Genomic DNA, 17,878 nt, shown 5'->3' on the forward strand with positions numbered 1-17,878 from the left:
CTCAGCTCCCCGCCGGTCGGACCAGCGAGGCGGCCGTGCGCAGCAGGATGCAGATGTCCTGCCACAGCGACCAGGTGTCGATGTAGTGGTTGTCGAACCGGCAGCGGTCCTCGATCGAGGTGTCACCGCGCAGCCCGTGCACCTGCGCGAGCCCGGTCAGCCCCACCGGCATCCGGTGCCGAGCCGCGTATCCGGCGTGGATCCGGCTGAACTTGGCGACGAAGAAGGGGCGTTCGGGGCGCGGCCCGACCAGGCTCATGTCACCGCGCAGCACGTTCCACAGCTGCGGCAGCTCGTCGAGGGAGCTGCGGCGCAGGAACCGGCCGACCGCGCTCATCCGGGTGTCGTTCGCCACGCTCCAGCGGGTCGCCGACTCGGTCTCGTCGGACGGACGCAGCGTACGGAACTTCAGCAGCGTGAACAGCCGCCCGTGCTGCCCCACCCGCTCCTGCCGGAACAGCACCCCGGGCCCGTCCGAGAGCCGGACCGCCGCCGCGCACACCAGCAGTACGGGCGCGGCGGCGGCCAGCATCAGACCGGCGCCGGCGATGTCCAGGAGCCGCTTGGCGGTCCGGCCGCGCCGCGGCCGCCCGGGGGTGATGCGCCGGCAGGCGTACCCCCACAGGTGCTCGTTCATGGCCGAGCGCCGCCCGGGATCCCCGGACGGGTCCGCGATCCGCCAGGTGGCGCAGCCGTAGTACTGGAGAAGCGAGACAAGACCGGTCTGCCCCGGCAGGTCGTCCCCGACGAACACCGCCTCACGCACGGTGTTCTGGATGATCGCCCGGTGGACCTCCTCGGGGGAGGAGAGCACGGGCAGCAGCGCCAGGCCGTCCTCCGGTGCAGCGCTGCCCTTCCGGGGGCCGACGATGCCGACGGGCCTGATCCCGTACTCCGGATGCTGGACCAGCGCGGTGGCCAGCCGCCGCGCGGCCGGATGCGCGCCGACGACCAGCGCCGAGCGCGGATGGGCCCGGGCCGCCCGCCGCCTGCGGCCGTGGATCACCCCACGGCACAGACAGACGACGGCCAGATGCGTGCCGTACGCCGAGCCGAGCGCCGGCAGGGCGATGGCCTGGGCGGGCGCGTACGCGGCGAGGACGGCCGCCGCCACGCACCAGGCGACCAAGGCGCGGGTGGCCAGGGCGGGCAGTTCGTCGAGCACCGAGGAGATCGCGGCGGGCCGGTGCAGACCGGCGTACGCGTTCAACGCGAGGACGGAGAACGTCAGCTGGACCAGGAACCAGACGTGCCGCTGCGGTTCGGCGAGCAGCATCGCCGCCAGGAGCACGGCCGTGCAGTCCACGGCGACCAGCGGGGAGGCGACCGACCGTACCGGCACGGGCCGGCGCGCCGGCAGGACCGGCCGGTCGGACGCACCGCGCGGCGGCGCGAGCGAGGTGACGCCGTGGGCCGGGCCCGCCGTCGACGACAGGTGCCCGGGCGAGGGGGGAAAACTGGTGCTTTCCGTTGTCACTGGGAAATCGGCTCTCTGAGCTCGGGGCACGGCGAGCCGGCCACCGTGCGGTAGACCTCCGCGATGGCCGCGCCGGTGCGCCGCAGGTCGAATCTGCTGACTACGTGCTGTCGGGCCTCGCGGCCCAGGGTGTGGAGCAGCTCCGGCCGCGCGAGCAGCCGGACCAGGGCCGCCGCCAGCGCGGCCGGGTCCTCCGGCGGGACCAGGCAGTGGGGCGCGTGACCGGGCGGCAGGCTCTCGCGCGCCCCGTCCACCTCGCTCACCAGCACGGGCCGTCCGCTCGCCATCGCCTCCAGGGGCGCGAGCGCCATGCCCTCCCAGCGGGACGGCAGGACGACCAGATCCGCCGCGCGATACCAGGGGGCGGTGTCGTCGACCGCGCCGGCGAGGACCACCGACGGCGGGGCGGCGGCGCGCAGCCGCTCGCTGTCCGGGCCGTCCCCGACCAGCACAAGCCTGGCCTCCGGGAGTTCGGCGAGGACCTGCCGCCAGGCCCGCAGCAGGACGTCCTGTCCCTTCTGCCGGCACAGCCGCCCCACGCACACCACGGTCGGGCCGTCGAAGGCGGCGATCGGCGGGTCGGTCTCGGCGCCGAAGCGCGCCACGTCGACCCCGTTGTGCACGACCGACCAGGCGGCGCGGACCCCGGCCCGCTCACCGGTACGCCGCTCGGCGTCGCTCACACACACGATCCGGGAGGTCCAGCGGGCGGCCCACCGTTCCCAGCGCAGGGCCAGGGCGGCGGTCGTTCCGTCGACCGCCTCGAAGGACCAGGCGTGCGGCTGATACACCGTCGGGATGCGTCCCCGTACGGCGATCCGGGCGGCCAGACCAGCCTTGGCGCTGTGCGCGTGCACGACGTCGGGGCGGATCAGCCGGACGAGTTCGGTGATCCGCCGGCACTCGCGGAGCAGACCGGGACCGGGGTCACGGCCGGCCTCCCAGGCGTACGGTTCGGCGCCGCCCTCGCGCACCGCGGCGGCCAGCGGTGTCCCGGGCGGGCAGGCGACCGCGACCCGCATCCCGTCGGCGATCTGCGCCCGGACCAGGTCGACGACGACGCGCGCGACTCCGCCCTCGACGGGCTGGACCACATGCAGGGCAGTGAAGTCGGAGGTGCCCGACCGGCGTGGAGGGTGCACGTCAGGGCCGTGCGGTAAGCGTGACATTGATCCGATCGGCTCCCTTGCGCAGTGAGGTCCGCAGATCGAAAACGTGGGAGTCGCACACCAGGGTGTTGTGATGGGCAGGAAATCGCCCGATCTGACTAACTCTCAAATCAGCAGGGCCTGGTTTCGTAAAGTTGTTCGAGGGGTCGGCCGCTTCCGGTGCAGCGTCCGTGTGACGCACAGCAAGAACCACTGAATTCCGCATGCAGGTTCTCCGCTTTGATGAGTGAGACACGGCGACACGGAAACGCTGTTCGCGAACTTTATGACTCCAACACGCCGCGACGGTCAGCATTAACTGCCCACTCAGGCTAACCCGGCGTTCGGAAGCATCTGCGTCACCCGTTCGGGAGAGCAACCAATCTCATCATCGGGCGTTCTTGATTGCACCGGGCGAAACAGCCCGCACTGTCATCGAAACGATCGCATCCGAGGAGCGGTTTTCCATGTCCCGTATCGCGAAGGCTGTTGTCCTGTCCGCGGCTGCCGCCGCGTCCGTCGCGGGTGGCGCCGGTGTCGCCGCCGCCAACAGCGCCGCCCAGGGTGTCGCCGCCAACTCGCCCGGTATCGCCTCCGGCAACCTGGTCCAGGTGCCGCTGCACATCCCGATCAACCTCTGCGGCAACACCATTAACGCCGTCGGCCTGCTGAACCCGACCTTCGGCAACACCTGCGTCAACTACTGACGCCGCTCACGACAGCCGCGTGAGCGCGTCGTGATAAGGCCGGTGCCGCCGCATTCCCCGCAAAGGGAAGCGGCGCACCGGCCTTTCGCTCGTTCGGTGGTGGACCTGATCGCGGCGACCTCCCTCGACGTGACCAAGGTCGCCCCGGCGGTGAACATCGCGCCGGTCCGGATCCCCCGGGCCGGCGCGATCATGTTCTGAAATTCTGAGAATAGGACCGGCTCCCGTCATTCGGGTGCAGTACAGAGAAATACCTTCCCTTGGGGTTTCCGCCACGCGCAGGGCTCGTTACAGAAGGAGAACGACGTACAGGAAGTCTCCAAGAGGCTTGTGTAGAACCTGACTTGCTCGCGAAGAGACGTACCAGGAAGGACTCATTCCATGAAGCCCACCAAGGTTGCCGCGGTCGTCGCCGGTTCCATGATGGCCCTGGCCGCTGCCGCCCCGGCCTTTGCCACGCCGTCGGTGCCCACCAGCCTGGACGGCGGCCTCGACACCCTGACCAGCAAGCCGATCGCGCCTGAAGCGCTGAGCAGCGCCACCGACGGGTCCGTCGTCAACACCGTCACCGAGACGGCGGGCGACCTGAAGGAGGCCAAGCCCAACCTCCCGCTGGTCGGCGGCCTCCCCATCCCGGGCAAGTAGGCGCACCCTGTCGCTCCCGCCTCCCGCGACGCCCGTACGCGTCGCAGACCGGTCATTTATTCATGTCGGCCTTCGCTCTTCCAGGAGTGGGGGCCGATATGTTTTTCGACAGGGCCATTGCTGCACCCGGGGGAATTTGGCGACGTTCTCGGCGATGCGCTCGTTTCGCAGGGCACAGCCAGTACCGCACCGTAGTCAAAAGCTCGTGAAGGGCGTACGCAGTAATGAACCTGCGATCTCAAGCCGGCCTGGGAATTCTCGTGTCGTGCCTCGCCTCCGCCGCCATGGCCACCCCCGCGGCCGCCGCCCATGCGCCGGTCACCGTGCCGCTGGAAGGCCTGGAGTCGGTCTCCCCCGCGCTGAAGGAACCCACCCTGAGCACCGGCGTTCCGGTGCCGGTGCCGGGCGCACCGACCGAGTTCCACCAGGGCATGGCCCAGGGGGTCCCCGGCGTCTCGCTGCCGCAGCTCCCCCTCTCCAGCGAGCTCCCGCGGACCGTCGTCGAGGCACCGGCGCCGGACACGATCGACGAAGTCCAGCCGGGCCGGGCGCTGCTCACCTCGCCGGGCTCCGACATGAACCTCGCGACCCCCGGCGCCCAGGTCGTCGCACCGCTCACCGGCCCGCGGGCCGAATACCTGGGGCTGCCGGGCTACGCGCTGCCGAAGGCCGGCTTCCTCGCCCCCGATCTGCGCGGCGGTCTCGACTCCAACCTGGGCATGGCGCCGTAACCGACCGGAAGCAGCGGCGCGGGGCGAATGTGGGGAATGCATGAAGACACGATTCTTCCCCACTACCCGAAGGGTCGTTGCTCGTTCCACGTAAGGCTTGTCGCATGGCCTCGGCCCGCACGTCCGAAAGTTCGTTCCACCGTTTCCAGCGGCGGACGATCCGCCGGACTTGCGGGCCTTCCTCCATTCGTGGACGGGAATCTCGCCAGACCGTTACCCCTGCCCCAAAGCCGCGTTGAACGAGCATGATGACCGCGCATCGCGGTCACCTTTCCACGCTCAAGGAGTTATTGATGTCTCGCATCGCGAAGGCGGCCGCTGTTCTCGCCGGTACGGGTGCCGTTGCCCTCAGCGGAGCCGGTATGGCCATCGCCGACTCCGGCGCCAAGGGTGTCGCCGCCAACTCGCCCGGTATCGCCTCCGGCAACCTGGTCCAGGCGCCGGTGCACATCCCGATCAACTTCTGCGGCAACACCATTAACGCCCCCGGCCTGCTGAACCCGGCCTTCGGCAACACGTGCATCAACGCCGACGGCCACGGCGGCCACGACGGCTACGGCAGCTGACACCGCCCGCGAGCGCAAACGGCCCCCCGGCTCACCGAGCCGGGGGGCTTCGCCGTTCTCGGTCCGGCGCCCTCACTCCGCGTACCGGTAGATCCGGCTGTGGTCGAGCATCGAGGCCGGGGTGATGTTCCAGGGCGGCATCTTCTCGTCGCGGGCCACGACCCGGCGATAGCCCGGCGAACCGAGGGTCGGCGGGGTCGCCGGCAGAAAGCCGGAGCGCGGGTGGCGGCGCTGCCAGCGGGTCCACAGGAGATCGACGAAGGAGTGGTGGAGCCAGAACAGCGGGTCGTTGACCGAGCCGCCGCTCAGCATCATCCCGCCCACCCAGCGGTGCACCCGGTTGTGGTTCAGCCAGCGCCCCCGCCCCGGCCCCCATCCCTCCAGGAGGTTGCGGAAACCCGAGCGGCTGGTGGAGTCCCAGGGCTCGGTGTCGTACACCGGGTCCGCCATCGCCCGCTCCAGCTCCGCCTTCGACGGCAGCTCGATCGGATCCCGGGGCCGACCGAAGTCGCGGGTGAGGAAGCGGTCCTCGGTCATCGAGTGCTTGATCGGCCACTGCCCGCCGCGCAGGGCGAACGGCCCCGTCGTCACCTGAAGGTCGCCGCGGCGGCCGTTACCGCCCATGAAGTCCTCGCCGAACAGGGACGCGGCGGGGGTGTTGTCACGGGTCCAGTCCCAGTACGGCACCGACACCGACGGGTCGACCGCCCGTAGCGCCTGCTCGAAGTCGAGCAGGAACCGGCGGTGCCAGGGGAAGAACGTCGGCGCCATGTGCGCGACCCGCAGACGGTCGTCGCCGTCCGCGACGTAGTGGTCGATGTGCCGGCGCACGAACTCGTCGTACCGGCCCTGGCGTTTGAGCTCCAGCACCGCCGCGACGAACTTCCGCCGCTCGGTGCGGGTCAGATCACGCTGGTTCTTACGCGTGTACACCACGCGGGTCCCCTCCGCTCCGTACGCCATGGATGGCCGCCTCCGGCGACAGCCGGGCCGAACCCAGCCGGTCCACCGCCGCGCGCGCCGCGGCCAGCGGGGTCGCACACGACTCGTAGTGGTCGACGGCGCTCAGATAGCTGCCGTCGGCGCGCCGCATCAGATGCAGGGGCCGGCCGTCGATCAGGACCTCGGCGGAGCCGCGCGGCGTGAGCGGCCCGCCCTGGATGCGGCGGCCGCGGTACGTCTCGTCGAAGGCGAACGAAGCGGGCGCGGCGTCGGCTTCGGCTCCCGCCGGGCGGGGAGTGGTGACGATACGGGCCAGGGCGCCGCCGGTGAAGGCGGCTGCGGCCAGGGTGAAGAGTGTGCGCAGCGCGGCCCGGCGCGACAGCATGCGTGACCTCCTGTGCCGGTCGAACCCGGCATATGGACGTATCAACGAGGGGCGTGAACGCCCTGTGGGCCCAACGACAACGCCGCCGATTCGTTGCGGCGCACATCTGTACGAAGTGGGCTGGTGGGCGCATTGCCGCACGGACTCGGCCGATCGGGTGAAACCGGCGCGGAAGGCCCCCCGCCGGACCACTAGCATCCGGACGCATGACCTCACCCCACGCAGTTTCCGCCGAGCGCAGCGCCTCGCCGCTGGGCACGCTCACCATCGTTCCGTGGACCAACGGGCCCACCCCCGACGACTCCATCGTTCCCTTCCTGATGGTGTATTCGCTCGGGGACGGCCGGGACGGTCCCGAGGCCGGTGAGGCGGCCATGCGGGCGGCCCTGGAGGACGTGGGCCTGCCGATCGGGGACCGGGTGGTCAACGCCGCCCAGGAGACCGCGGTCGCCGCCCACCTCCTCGTCGAAGCCCAACAGGCTGTGCTCACCCTGCCGTTCATGAAGGTGCAGTGCCCGGTGCCGGCGCAGTGGGAGAAGGCCGCCCACGAGAACGGTCAGGTCTTCCTCATCGTCTCCACACGCCCCTGGCCCGACGCGGTGCCGGGAGAGCCGATCACGGAGGAGCAGCTGCGGGCCTTCGTCACCGACGAGAAGGTCGTGACGGCCGGTGCGCACGTGATGCTTCCCGTCCGGCGGGTGCGGGGCTGACGGGGGCCGCGCGATGACCTATGCGAGCGTGCGGGACGAGGTGTCCTCCCCGGGACCGTCCGGGCGGCGGGACACCGGCGCCGGGCGTGGGGCCCGGGGCGAGGGTGTGGGGGCGGGCCGCGCGTTCGCATGGCTCCTGGTGGTCACGGGCGCGGCCGGGGTACTGGCCGCGTGGGTGATCACGCTGGACAAGTTCAAGCTGCTCGAGGACCCCAGCTTCCGGCCCGGGTGCAGCCTCAACCCGGTCGTGTCCTGCGGCAACATCATGAAGAGCGCGCAGGCGTCGGTGTTCGGCTTCCCCAACCCGATGCTGGGCCTGGTCACCTACGGCATGGTGGTCGCCATCGGCGCCGCCCTGCTCGCCGGGGCGCGCCCACGGCGCTGGTACTGGCTGGGGCTCAACGCCGGGACCCTCTTCGGTGTCGGCTTCTGCACCTGGCTCCAGTACCAGTCGCTGTACGAGATCCACTCGCTGTGCCTGTGGTGCTGCCTGGCCTGGGCCGCCACGATCGTCATGTTCTGGTACGTCACGGCGCACAACGTCCGTACCGGAGCGCTGCCCGCGCCTGCCGGGGTGCGGCGGTTCTTCGAGGAGTTCGCCTTCGTCCTGCCGGTCCTCCACATCGGGATCGTCGGGATGCTGATCCTCACCCGATGGTGGGACTTCTGGACCAGTTGAGGTGGGCGTGCTCACCGGGCCGCGGGCCGCGCCGATCGCGCGGCTCGCGGCCTTCTCGTGTCCGGCCTCTTCACAGGGACAGGCCGCCCTTGAGGGTGTCGACGGTCCGGTCGAGCAGGGCGAGGAGGTCGTCGCCCTGGCCGCGCTCGGCCCAGCAGAGCGTGGCCTCCCGTAGCGCGGCGAGGACCGCCGCCGTGAAGACCCGTACCTCCAGGTCGTCGGCGGCCCGGCCGGTGCGGTCGGCGATGGCGCGGGCCAGCAGCTGTGCGGTCTCGGCCGTGGTTTCGGTGAGCCGGGCCCGTACCGCCGGGATCTCCACCATCAGCCGGGCCCGCAGCCGGGTCTCCTCCGGCTCCTGGGCCAGCGCCGTCCGCACCGCCTCGGTCACCACCGCCCGCAGGGACTCCAGCGGCTCCTCGTCGGCGGGGCGGGCCCGCAGCCTGGCCTCCAGGGCGGCGTCGTGCTCGTCGGTGAGGAGGATGTCCTCCTTCACCGGGAAGTAGCGCACCACGGTGCTGGGGGAGACCTCGGCGGCCTCGGCGATCTGCTCGACGGTGGTCGCGTCGTACCCCTGGGTGGCGAGCAGCCGGTAGGTGGCCTTCCGGATCGCCAGGCGGGTCTTGAGCTTCTTGCGCTCGCGCAGGCTCAGCGGTTCGGGGGATTCGGCGGGCATGGCCGTCATTGTCCGGCTCAGGCGTGCTGGTAGGCCACCAGCGAGATACCGACGTAGTGGACGACGAAGGCCGCGAGGGTGAGGGAGTGGAAGACCTCGTGGAAGCCGAACCAGCGCGGGGAGGGGTTGGGGCGCTTCATGCCGTAGATCACCCCGCCCGCGCTGTAGAGCAGGCCGCCGACGACGACCAGCACGAGGACGGCGATGCCGCCCGTGCGCAGGAAGTCGGGGAGGAAGAAGACGGCCGCCCAACCCATCGCGATGTAGCAGGGGGTGTAGAGCCAGCGCGGGGCGCCGACCCAGAAGACCCGGAACGCTATGCCGGCGACGGCCGCCGCCCAGACCGCCCAGAGCAGGACCCGGCCGGTGGAGTCGGGGAGAAGGAGGAGCGTCAGCGGGGTATACGTACCCGCGATGATCAGGAAGATGTTGGCGTGGTCGAGCCGGCGCAGCACCGCCGTGGCACGCGGGCCCCAGGTCCCCCGGTGGTACAGCGCGCTCACACCGAAGAGCAGACAGGCGGTGAGCGCGTAGATGCCACAGGCGACCCGGCCGCGGGTGGAATCGGCCAGCGCGGTGAGTACGAGTCCCGAGATCAGCGCGGCGGGAAACATGCCGGCGTGCAGCCAGCCGCGCAGCCGCGGCTTCACCAGAGGCGGCTGAGAGGACTCGGTCCCGGTCACTTCGGGTACGGCTGCATCCATGCTCCGCATGGTAGCGAGGCGACCGTAGGGGACTTGCATGAGTGGCGATGCTCACGTGGGCGGCCCCCTGGACATATGCGCATCAACGTCGGATGATCAAATGAGTGCGGTCGGCACCGGATGAGCGCTACGACGCATCCGGGTCGCGGCCCCCACGGGGCATACACCTAAAAAACCCCTCAACAAGGAGCAATCGTGGCGCGCGACAACGCGGCTCCCACCACCGTCCCCACCACCCACCAGGGACTCCTCTCCTGGGTCGACGAGATCGCAGCAATCACGCAGCCGGACAACGTCGTCTGGTGTGACGGTTCCGAGGCCGAGTACGAGCGCCTGTGCGGGGAGCTCGTGGCCAAGGGCACGTTCCGCAAGCTCGACCCGATCAAGCGGCCGAACTCGTACTACGCGGCGTCCGACCCGACCGATGTCGCGCGTGTCGAGGACCGGACCTTCATCTGCTCCGAGAAGGAGGAGGACGCGGGCCCGACCAACCACTGGAAGGCCCCCGCCGAGATGAAGGACATCTTCGCGGGTGAGAAAGGCATCTTCCGTGGCTCCATGAAGGGCCGGACGATGTACGTCGTCCCCTTCTGCATGGGCCCCCTCGGCTCCCCGCTGTCCGCGATCGGTGTGGAGATCACCGACTCGGCGTACGTCGCCGTCTCGATGCGCACCATGACCCGCATGGGCCAGGCCGTGCTGGACGAGCTCGGCACCGACGGCTTCTTCGTCAAGGCCGTCCACACCCTCGGCGCCCCCCTGGAAGAGGGCCAGGAGGATGTGCCGTGGCCGTGCAACTCCACCAAGTACATCTCGCACTTCCCCGAGACGCGCGAGATCTGGTCGTACGGCTCGGGCTACGGCGGCAACGCCCTGCTCGGCAAGAAGTGCTACGCGCTGCGCATCGCCTCCGTCATGGCCCGCGACGAGGGCTGGCTCGCCGAGCACATGCTGATCCTCAAGCTCACCCCGCCGCAGGGTGAGTCGAAGTACGTCGCCGCCGCCTTCCCGTCCGCCTGTGGCAAGACCAACCTCGCCATGCTGGAGCCCACGATCTCCGGCTGGACGGTCGAGACCATCGGCGACGACATCGCCTGGATGCGCTTCGGCGAGGACGGCCGCCTCTACGCGATCAACCCCGAGGCCGGCTTCTTCGGTGTCGCGCCGGGCACCGGTGAGCACACCAACGCCAACGCGATGAAGACCCTGTGGGGCAACGCCGTCTTCACCAACGTCGCGCTCACCGACGACAACGACGTGTGGTGGGAGGGCATGACCGAGGAGGCGCCGGGGCACCTCACGGACTGGAAGGGCAACGACTGGACTCCGGACTCGGAGACGCCGGCGGCCCACCCCAACGCCCGCTTCACGGTCCCCGCCTCCCAGTGCCCGATCATCGCGCCGGAGTGGGAGGACCCCAAGGGCGTGCCGATCTCGGCGATCCTCTTCGGCGGCCGCCGCGCCTCCGCCGTCCCGCTGGTCACCGAGTCCTTCGACTGGCAGCACGGTGTCTTCCTCGGCGCGAACGTCGCCTCCGAGAAGACCGCCGCCGCCGAGGGCAAGGTCGGCGAGCTGCGCCGCGACCCGTTCGCCATGCTGCCGTTCTGCGGCTACAACATGGGCGACTACATGGGCCACTGGGTCAAGGTCGGCGCCCAGGCCGATGCTGCCAAGCTCCCGAAGATCTACTACGTCAACTGGTTCCGCAAGAACGACGCGGGCAAGTTCGTCTGGCCCGGCTTCGGTGAGAACAGCCGTGTCCTGAAGTGGATCGTGGAGCGCCTGGAGGGCAAGGCCGAGGGCGTCGAGACGCCGATCGGCATCCTGCCCACCAAGGACGCCCTGGACACCGAGGGTCTGGACCTGTCGGAGGACGACCTGGAGTTCCTGCTCAAGGTCGACACCGACGTCTGGCGCGAGGAGGCCGCACTGGTCCCCGAGCACCTCAACACCTTCGGCGACCACACGCCGAAGGAGATGTGGGACGAGTACCGCGCGCTGGTCGAGCGCCTGGGCTGATCCCACCCTGAGACTCGTGGCGGGTTGCCCACGACAACCGCCCTGACCAGTGGGGTCACGACGGCCCGCCACGACACGAACCGGCCCCCGAAGCCCCCTCACGGCTTCGGGGGCCGGTTGTTGCCATCTCCTCGTGCAGCGCGGTGAGCTGACGCTCCAGATGCTGGGTGGCGCCCGGTCCGCGCGCCGCTCGGGCGCGCGGACCGGGGCCGTCAGGGGGCGCCGACCAGATCGGATGCGGCCAGCGCGGCGGTGTGCGCGTCCATGCGCTCGGCGGCGAGGATCGCCACCGCGGTGTCCGCCCGGGAGGCGGCGACGACCAGGGCGCGGCCCGCGAGGGCGTGCGCGCGCCGGTGCAGGGTGGTGTGCCCGGAGCCGCTCAGGCCGGCGTGCCGGGCCGGCGGGGCGCCCCGCAGCCTGGCCACCTGCTGGGCGATGCGCTCGGCCGCTGCCGTGTCGCCGAGTTCGTCGGTGACGGCGAGGAGCGCGGCGAGATGGCCGGCGAGCTGGATGTCCAGCTCCTCCTCGCGGGAGCGGTGCGGGTAGCTGTCGCGGTCGTCGTCGGCCATCCGGTGGACCGACTTCGTGCGGATCGGTTCGTACATGGGACGGCCTCCTGTAGCTCTGTGGCCATCCTAGCTTAGATTCAATCTAAAGTTGAGCCGAGTCCGGTACCTAAGGGGGGTGGGCCGGGGGCGCGCAGGGGTTACGGCTGGCCGTACCCCTCCAGGAAGTTCCCGATCCGGGTGACCGCGTCGGCGAGGTCCTTGGCGTTCGGCAGGGTCACGATCCGGAAGTGGTCGGGCTCGTGCCAGTTGAAGCCGGTGCCGTGCACCACCATGATCTTTTCGGCCCGCAGCAGGTCCACGACCATCTGACGGTCGTCCTTGATCTTGTAGACGTCCGGGTCGAGACGCGGGAAGAGATACAGCGCGCCCTTGGGCTTCACACAGGTCACGCCCGGGATCCGGGTCAGCAGCTCGTACGCCGTGTCGCGCTGCTCCAGGAGCCGCCCGCCCGGCTTGACCAGGTCCTCGATCGACTGCCGGCCCTGCAGGGCGGCGGCCACCGCGTGCTGCGCGGGCATGTTGGCGCACAGCCGCATGTTGGCCAGGATCGTCAGGCCCTCGATGTACGAGGAGGCATGGGCCTTGGGCCCGCAGACCGCCAGCCAGCCGGAGCGGAAGCCCGCGACCCGGTAGTTCTTGCTCATGCCGTTGAAGGTGAGCACGAGCAGGTCGGGCGCGATCGCCGCGGTCGGGGTGTGGGTGACCCCGTCGTAGAGGATCTTGTCGTAGATCTCGTCCGAGCAGACCACCAGATTGTGCCGGCGGGCGATCTCCGTCAGGGAGCGCAGCATCGCGTCGTCGTACACCGCACCCGTCGGATTGTTCGGGTTGATGATGACGATCGCCTTGGTGCGGTCGGTGATCTTCCGCTCGATGTCGGCGAGGTCCGGCATCCACTCGGCCTGCTCGTCGCAGCGGTAGTGCACGGCCGTACCGCCCGCGAGGGAGACCGACGCCGTCCACAGCGGATAGTCGGGGGCCGGGACGAGGACCTCGTCGCCGTCGTCGAGCAGCGCCTGCATCGACATCTGGATCAGCTCGGAGACGCCGTTGCCGAGGTAGATGTCCTCGACGGAGAGCGGGATGCCCTTGGTCTCGTAGTGGCTCATGATCGCCCGGCGGGCCGAGAGCAGGCCCTTCGCGTCGCCGTAGCCGTGCGCGTCGTGCAGATTGCGCAGCACGTCCTCGAGGATCGCCGGCGGGCACTCGAAGCCGAAGGCGGCGGGGTTGCCGGTGTTGAGCTTGAGGATGCGATGGCCCGCGGCCTCCAGTCGCATCGCCTCCTCGAGCACCGGACCACGGATCTCGTAACAGACGTTGGCGAGCTTCGTCGACTGGATCACCTGCATGCCGAGAGCTTACGGGGGCCCGGTCGCAGGCGCCTCGTGTTTTGGGACACAAGGGACGCGCCCGGACCCCGGCGAAGACGCGCGCGACGGGGCCGGGAAGCCCCTTGAAGGTCGCCACGTCGATACGCCGATAGGTTGACCTGCCATGTGGGTGTTGAGTGTCGCGGCGTGCCGCAGGCTGGGCGCGGCAGGCGCGGCCGCCGTCGCCGTGGGCGGCTACGCCGCCGGAACCCTCCCGGCCCGGGAGCCGTGGGGACTGTGGGTGCGCTACGGTTCCGCGACCACCGTCGCGGCCACCGTCCTCGCCACCCTCGGCCTGACCGCGCTCGTCCTCGCCTGGTGGCGGTACGGGCGGCTGCTCGCGGGCGGCGCCGTCGTCTCCGTACGCGAGACGCTGGTCACCCTCGGCTGGTGGACCGCGCCGCTGGTGCTCGCCCCGCCCCTGTACAGCGCCGACGTGTACAGCTACATCGCCCAGGGCGCGATGGTCCTCGAAGGGCACGACGTCTACCGCCTGGGACCGTCCGTCCTCGACCCCGGCGGGCTCGGTGGCGACGCCGCCGCGAGCGTCGGCGGGCACTGGACCGACACCCCCGCCCCCTACGGCCCCGTCTTCCTCGTCCTCGCCCAGGCCGTCGTCACCCTCACCGGCGGCACTCTCGTCCCCGCCGTCCTCGGCATGCGCCTGCTCGCGCTGGCCGCGCTCGCCTTGATCGCCTGGGGCCTGCTGCGGCTCGCGCAGGCCCGCGGCACCGCTCCCGCCGGGGCGCTGTGGCTCGGCGCGCTCAACCCGCTGCTCCTGATCCATGTCGTCGGCGGGATGCACAACGACGGGCTGATGGCCGCCCTGGTGCTCTGGGCGGTCGTGTGGACGCTGCGCGGGCGGTGGGTGCTCGCCGGCGCCCTCGTCGGGCTCGCCATGATGGTCAAGTCCCCGGCCGCGCTGACCCTGCTCTTCCTGGGCGTGCTGCTGGTACGGACCGCCCGGGGGCCGCTGCCGGCCCGCCTGGCGAAGGCGTTCGTCCTGCCCGGGCTGGTGGCCGGGGCGGTCGCCGCCGCCGCGACCATCCTCGCCGGGACCGGCTTCGGCTGGCTGCGCACCCAGAGCGTCGCCGGGACCATCCACACCGCGCTCTCCCTCACCAGCGACGTCGGCCTCGGCCTCGGCGAGCTGGGACGGCTGCTGCTGGGCACGGACCCGGACCCGGTGAAGGCGGTCGTGCAGAAGGCCGGTCTGCTCGCCGCCGCGGCGATCATCCTGTACCTCGCCCGGCGCCGGCCCGACCCCGTGCACGCCCTCGGCGTCGCGCTGCTCGTGCTGGTCGCGCTCTCGCCGATGGTGCAGCCGTGGTACGTGCTGTGGGGCACGACCGTGGTCGCCGCGACGGCCTGGCACACCCGGCTCGGGCAGCTGCTGACCGTGCTGTCGGCGGCGCTGGTGTACGAGACCCAGCCGTCCGGGCACACCCCCGCCTACGGCTTCGTGCTCGCCGGGGTGGTGTGCGCCCTGGGCGTGGTGTGGGCGCGGCGCGAGCCGTGGCCCCCCGGCCGGCCTACGGAGTCCGGCGCACCGACCGCCCGGCCAGGACGTCCGTCCGCCGTCCGTCCTCGATGACGAACCTGCCGTCGATCAGGACGTGCGGGATCCCGGTCGGCGCGGTGCGCGGCGCGTCGAACGTGGCGCCCGCCGCGACCGTCGCCGGATCGAAGAGGACCAGATCCGCGCGGAAGCCCTCCCGGACCAGACCCCGGTCGGGCAGCCGCAGCCGCGCGGCGGGCCGACCGGTCAGATGGCGGACCGTCTCCTCCAGCGACAGGACGCCGAGCTCCCGGGCGTAGTGCCCCAGGTAGTGCGGGAAGGTGCCGTACGCCCGCGGGTGCGGCTTGGCGCCCTGGAGGATGCCGTCGGAGCCGCCGGTGTGGACGCGGTGGCGCATGATCGCCCGGACGTTCTCCTCGTGGCCGACGTGCTGGAGGATCGTCGTCCCGAGCCGGTCGGCGATCAGCAGCTCGCGGGCGGTGGCCCACGGCGTCCGGCCGCGCGCGTCGGCCAGCTCCTTGACCGTGCTGCCCACCGATGACGCGAGGCACTGGTCGAGGACGCCGGAGATCTCGATGGTGTCCCACTCGATCGGCACGCCGTGGCAGCCGTCCGAGCCGGTCTCCTCCAGGGTGTGACGTATCTGCTCGGCGCTCTCCTCGTCCCGCAGCCGGGCGAGGATCGCCTCGGGGCCGCCGTCGGCCGCCCAGCTGGGCAGCATCGCGACCAGCGTCGTGCAGCCCGGTGTGTACGGATACGTGTCCAGGGTGATGTCCGCGCCCGCGTCCAGGGCCTTGTCGAGCAGGGCGAGCAGCTCGGGCGCCCGGTCCTTGTTCACGCCGAAGTTCATCGTGGCGTGCGCCAGGTGCAGGGCGCACCCGGCGGCGCGAGTGAGGGCGATCATCTCCTCGTACGCCTGGAGCGCGCCCGCGCCGTAGGAGCGGTGGTGCGGGCAGTAGTAGCCGCAATAGCGGGCGACGACGCGGCACAGCTCGGTCAGTTCGGCGTCGTCCGCGTACATGCCGGGGGTGTAGGTGAGTCCGGAGGACATGCCGACCGCGCCCTGCTCCAGGCCCTCGGCGACCAGCGCCCGCATCCGGTCCAGCTCGGCGCCGGTGGCGGGCCGGTCCTCCCAGCCGACGGCGTACATCCGGACCGTGCCCTGGGGGACGAGGTAGGCGGCGTTGACGGCCACGCCCCGGTCGAGCCGGTCCAGGTATTCGCCGACCGTCCGCCAGTCGAAGTCGACGTCCGTGTCCCCGGGGGCGCCACCGTTCCAGCCGCTGATCGCCGTACGGACCTTCTCCAGCGTGCGGTCGTCGGCCGGTGCGTACGAAAGACCGTCCTGGCCGAGGACTTCGAGGGTCACGCCCTGGGCGGCCTTGGCGCTGTGGTCCGGGTCGCGGAGCAGCGCGAGGTCGCTGTGGGCATGCATGTCGATGAAGCCGGGGGACAGGGCGAGGCCTTCGGCGTCCAGGATCCGCCGTGCGGTGGGGCGCTGGCAGCCGGCCGCCGCGCCTTCCTTGACGATGGCGGCGATCCGGCCGCCGTCGACGGCCACGTCGGCGCGGTAGGAGTCACCGCCGCTGCCGTCGAAGACCTCGGCGTCACGCAGGACGAGATCCACGGCGGGCTCCTAGAAGAACGTACGGATGTAGTCGACGACCGTGCCGTCCGCCTCGACGAGCGGGATGAGCTGCCACTTGTCGAAGGAGGTGCAGGGGTGCGACAGGCCCATGCCGACCCAGTCGCCGACCTCCACGTCCGCGCCCGGCTCGGTGCGCAGCCAGATGTGCTGGTCGGAGAGGGCGGTGACCGTGACGCCCTCGGCGGGGCGGAGCTCGCCGGTGCGGGCGTCGCGCACCACCTGGGCCTCGGGGAGGTGGAGGTCGTGAGGGGCGTCGCGCTTGCCCGCGTTGGTGAAGGCCTGCTCGGGGGTGGGCCGGGAGACGACCTGCGACCAGAGCCGGAACGCGGGGTGGAGCGCGCCCTCTTCGGGGATCCGGTTGAAGGGTGTCCTCTCGCGGTACTGGCCGTCGTCGTGGGAGACGTACGCGCCCGAGCGCAGCAGCTTGAGGACCGGCCGGGACAGCTCCGGGACCTCGGCGAAGACGTCGGCGACCGTGTCGAACCACTCGCTGCCGCCGGCGCTGACGACGATCTCCGGCAGGTCGGGCGCGAACCGGCCCGCCTTGTCGAAGGCGGCCGCGAGCCCGACGAGCCGGTTCAGCCACTCCCGTACGCGCTCGGCGTCGGCCCCCGGCATCGTGGCCTCGTACCCCGCCACGCCCACCAGGCGCAGCCGGTCCGTGGCCGCCACGGCGTCGGCGACGGCCTCGCACCCGGCCTCGGTCCGCACGCCCGTGCGCCCGGCCTCGCCGGCGCCCAGCTCGACCACGACGTCCAGCGGGCGCCGCGCTCCCGCCGCGCGCAGGGTCTCGGCCATGAGCTCGACGCCCCGCACGGAGTCGACGTAGCAGATGAGGTGGAAGTCCGGGTGGGCGTCCAGCTCGGCGGCGAGCCAGCGCAGGGCGACCGGGTCGACGACCTCGTTGGCGAGGAAGATCCGGTCGATGCCGTGGGCGCGGTAGACGCGGACCTGGTGGGGGACGGCCGCGGTGATGCCCCAGGCGCCGTACTCCAGCTGACGGTGGAACAACTGCGGGGCCATAGACGTCTTGCCGTGCGGGGCGAAGGCGAGGCCGTGGCGCTCGGCGTAGGTCTCCAGGAGGCGGAGGTTGTGCTCGACGGACTCGGCGGAGAGGGCGAGGACGGGGGTGGTGAAGCCGCCGGAGAAGAGGTTGCGGCGCTGAGCCGCGAGTTCGCCGACGGTCAGGCCCTCGGCGTCCGGGGGCAGGCCCTTGAAGCGGTGGTCGACGCGCTCGCTCGCCAGGTCGGGCATGGGTCCTCCTCCTCGGAGCCGCTGCGTTGCGTTATATGCAACGGCCATTGCGCATACTGCTGACAGCTGTCTAACATCCGGGCCGACGCCGGGTCAATGGACCCGCAGCAGAAGCCGAGCCGCAGGGAGCCC

18 protein-coding genes are annotated in these 17,878 nt (G+C 71.3%); 8 read left to right on the forward strand and 10 right to left on the reverse strand.

The window, feature by feature from the left end:
• Position 1: 1 nt before the first annotated feature.
• Both ACZ7LT_RS20170 and ACZ7LT_RS20175 read right to left on the reverse strand, forming a co-directional pair.
• Entirely contained in the window at positions 2–1,477 is a 1,476-nt protein-coding gene (locus ACZ7LT_RS20170; protein ID WP_471237392.1) for a sugar transferase, read from the reverse strand.
• Positions 1,474–2,646, reverse strand: a complete 1,173-nt coding sequence (locus ACZ7LT_RS20175) for a glycosyltransferase (RefSeq protein WP_471237393.1) — start codon at positions 2,644–2,646, stop codon at positions 1,474–1,476. The genes ACZ7LT_RS20170 and ACZ7LT_RS20175 overlap by 4 nt, the downstream gene beginning before the upstream one ends.
• 446 nt (positions 2,647–3,092) lie before the next feature.
• Between ACZ7LT_RS20175 and ACZ7LT_RS20180 the strand changes: the two genes are divergently transcribed.
• From ACZ7LT_RS20180 to ACZ7LT_RS20195, 4 genes are all read left to right on the forward strand, one after another.
• The gene (locus tag ACZ7LT_RS20180; RefSeq protein ID WP_471237394.1) at positions 3,093–3,332 is read left to right on the forward strand and encodes a chaplin; all 240 of its coding nucleotides are present in this window, start codon (positions 3,093–3,095) and stop codon (positions 3,330–3,332) included.
• A 381-nt stretch (positions 3,333–3,713) separates the two neighbouring features.
• Positions 3,714–3,977: a hypothetical protein gene (locus ACZ7LT_RS20185; protein ID WP_471237395.1), complete on the forward strand. Its 264-nt coding sequence runs from the start codon at positions 3,714–3,716 to the stop codon at positions 3,975–3,977.
• A gap of 224 nt (positions 3,978–4,201) precedes the next feature.
• Positions 4,202–4,708, forward strand: coding sequence for a hypothetical protein (locus ACZ7LT_RS20190; protein WP_471237396.1), 507 nt, complete (start codon positions 4,202–4,204; stop codon positions 4,706–4,708).
• Positions 4,709–5,001: 293 nt separating this feature from the next.
• The gene (locus tag ACZ7LT_RS20195) at positions 5,002–5,274 is read left to right on the forward strand and encodes a chaplin (RefSeq protein ID WP_471237397.1); all 273 of its coding nucleotides are present in this window, start codon (positions 5,002–5,004) and stop codon (positions 5,272–5,274) included.
• Between the two features lie 72 nt (positions 5,275–5,346).
• Here the strand turns inward: ACZ7LT_RS20195 and ACZ7LT_RS20200 are convergent, their stop codons facing one another.
• Together ACZ7LT_RS20200 and ACZ7LT_RS20205 are read right to left on the reverse strand one after the other, a co-directional pair.
• Complete coding sequence (locus tag ACZ7LT_RS20200; protein WP_471237398.1) at positions 5,347–6,210, reverse strand: tyrosinase family protein; 864 nt, start codon at positions 6,208–6,210, stop codon at positions 5,347–5,349.
• Complete coding sequence (locus tag ACZ7LT_RS20205; protein ID WP_471237399.1) at positions 6,194–6,601, reverse strand: tyrosinase family oxidase copper chaperone; 408 nt, start codon at positions 6,599–6,601, stop codon at positions 6,194–6,196. The genes ACZ7LT_RS20200 and ACZ7LT_RS20205 overlap by 17 nt, the downstream gene beginning before the upstream one ends.
• A 206-nt stretch (positions 6,602–6,807) precedes the next feature.
• On the opposite strand from ACZ7LT_RS20205, the gene ACZ7LT_RS20210 reads away from it, so the two are divergent.
• Together ACZ7LT_RS20210 and ACZ7LT_RS20215 are read left to right on the forward strand one after the other, a co-directional pair.
• Positions 6,808–7,311, forward strand: a complete 504-nt coding sequence (locus ACZ7LT_RS20210) for a DUF5949 family protein (protein ID WP_471237400.1) — start codon at positions 6,808–6,810, stop codon at positions 7,309–7,311.
• A gap of 13 nt (positions 7,312–7,324) precedes the next feature.
• Positions 7,325–7,990, forward strand: coding sequence for a vitamin K epoxide reductase family protein (locus ACZ7LT_RS20215; RefSeq protein ID WP_471237401.1), 666 nt, complete (start codon positions 7,325–7,327; stop codon positions 7,988–7,990).
• A gap of 70 nt (positions 7,991–8,060) precedes the next feature.
• Here ACZ7LT_RS20215 and ACZ7LT_RS20220 read toward each other — a convergent pair whose 3' ends face one another.
• Both ACZ7LT_RS20220 and trhA read right to left on the reverse strand, forming a co-directional pair.
• Positions 8,061–8,672, reverse strand: coding sequence for a TetR/AcrR family transcriptional regulator (locus tag ACZ7LT_RS20220; RefSeq protein WP_471237402.1), 612 nt, complete (start codon positions 8,670–8,672; stop codon positions 8,061–8,063).
• Positions 8,673–8,680: 8 nt separating this feature from the next.
• Entirely contained in the window at positions 8,681–9,367 is a 687-nt protein-coding gene (gene trhA / locus ACZ7LT_RS20225; protein WP_471237403.1) for a PAQR family membrane homeostasis protein TrhA, read from the reverse strand.
• 195 nt (positions 9,368–9,562) lie between these two features.
• Here trhA and ACZ7LT_RS20230 point away from each other — a divergent pair, with 195 nt between their 5' ends.
• Positions 9,563–11,386: a phosphoenolpyruvate carboxykinase (GTP) gene (locus ACZ7LT_RS20230; protein WP_471237404.1), complete on the forward strand. Its 1,824-nt coding sequence runs from the start codon at positions 9,563–9,565 to the stop codon at positions 11,384–11,386.
• Between the two features lie 212 nt (positions 11,387–11,598).
• Here ACZ7LT_RS20230 and ACZ7LT_RS20235 read toward each other — a convergent pair whose 3' ends face one another.
• Positions 11,599–11,991 (reverse strand): SCO4983 family protein, encoded by a 393-nt coding sequence (locus ACZ7LT_RS20235; RefSeq protein WP_471237405.1) that lies wholly within the window; start codon positions 11,989–11,991, stop codon positions 11,599–11,601.
• 101 nt (positions 11,992–12,092) lie between these two features.
• Entirely contained in the window at positions 12,093–13,304 is a 1,212-nt protein-coding gene (locus tag ACZ7LT_RS20240) for a pyridoxal phosphate-dependent aminotransferase (protein ID WP_471237406.1), read from the reverse strand.
• A 145-nt stretch (positions 13,305–13,449) separates the two neighbouring features.
• Here ACZ7LT_RS20240 and mptB point away from each other — a divergent pair, with 145 nt between their 5' ends.
• Complete coding sequence (mptB, locus tag ACZ7LT_RS20245) at positions 13,450–14,919, forward strand: polyprenol phosphomannose-dependent alpha 1,6 mannosyltransferase MptB (protein ID WP_471237407.1); 1,470 nt, start codon at positions 13,450–13,452, stop codon at positions 14,917–14,919.
• On the opposite strand, the gene ACZ7LT_RS20250 is transcribed toward mptB, so the two are convergent.
• Together ACZ7LT_RS20250 and ACZ7LT_RS20255 are read right to left on the reverse strand one after the other, a co-directional pair.
• Positions 14,858–16,471 carry an N-acyl-D-amino-acid deacylase family protein gene (locus ACZ7LT_RS20250; protein WP_471237408.1) on the reverse strand — a complete coding sequence of 538 codons (1,614 nt, stop codon included), beginning with the start codon at positions 16,469–16,471 and terminating at the stop codon, positions 14,858–14,860. The two genes, mptB and ACZ7LT_RS20250, sit on opposite strands and share 62 nt — an antisense overlap.
• A 9-nt stretch (positions 16,472–16,480) precedes the next feature.
• A complete protein-coding gene (locus ACZ7LT_RS20255; protein WP_471237409.1) occupies positions 16,481–17,746 on the reverse strand; it encodes an alanine racemase in 1,266 nt (421 codons plus the stop codon).
• Positions 17,747–17,878: the final 132 nt, after the last annotated feature.

This window comes from Streptomyces sp. NPDC039465 (assembly GCF_055639315.1).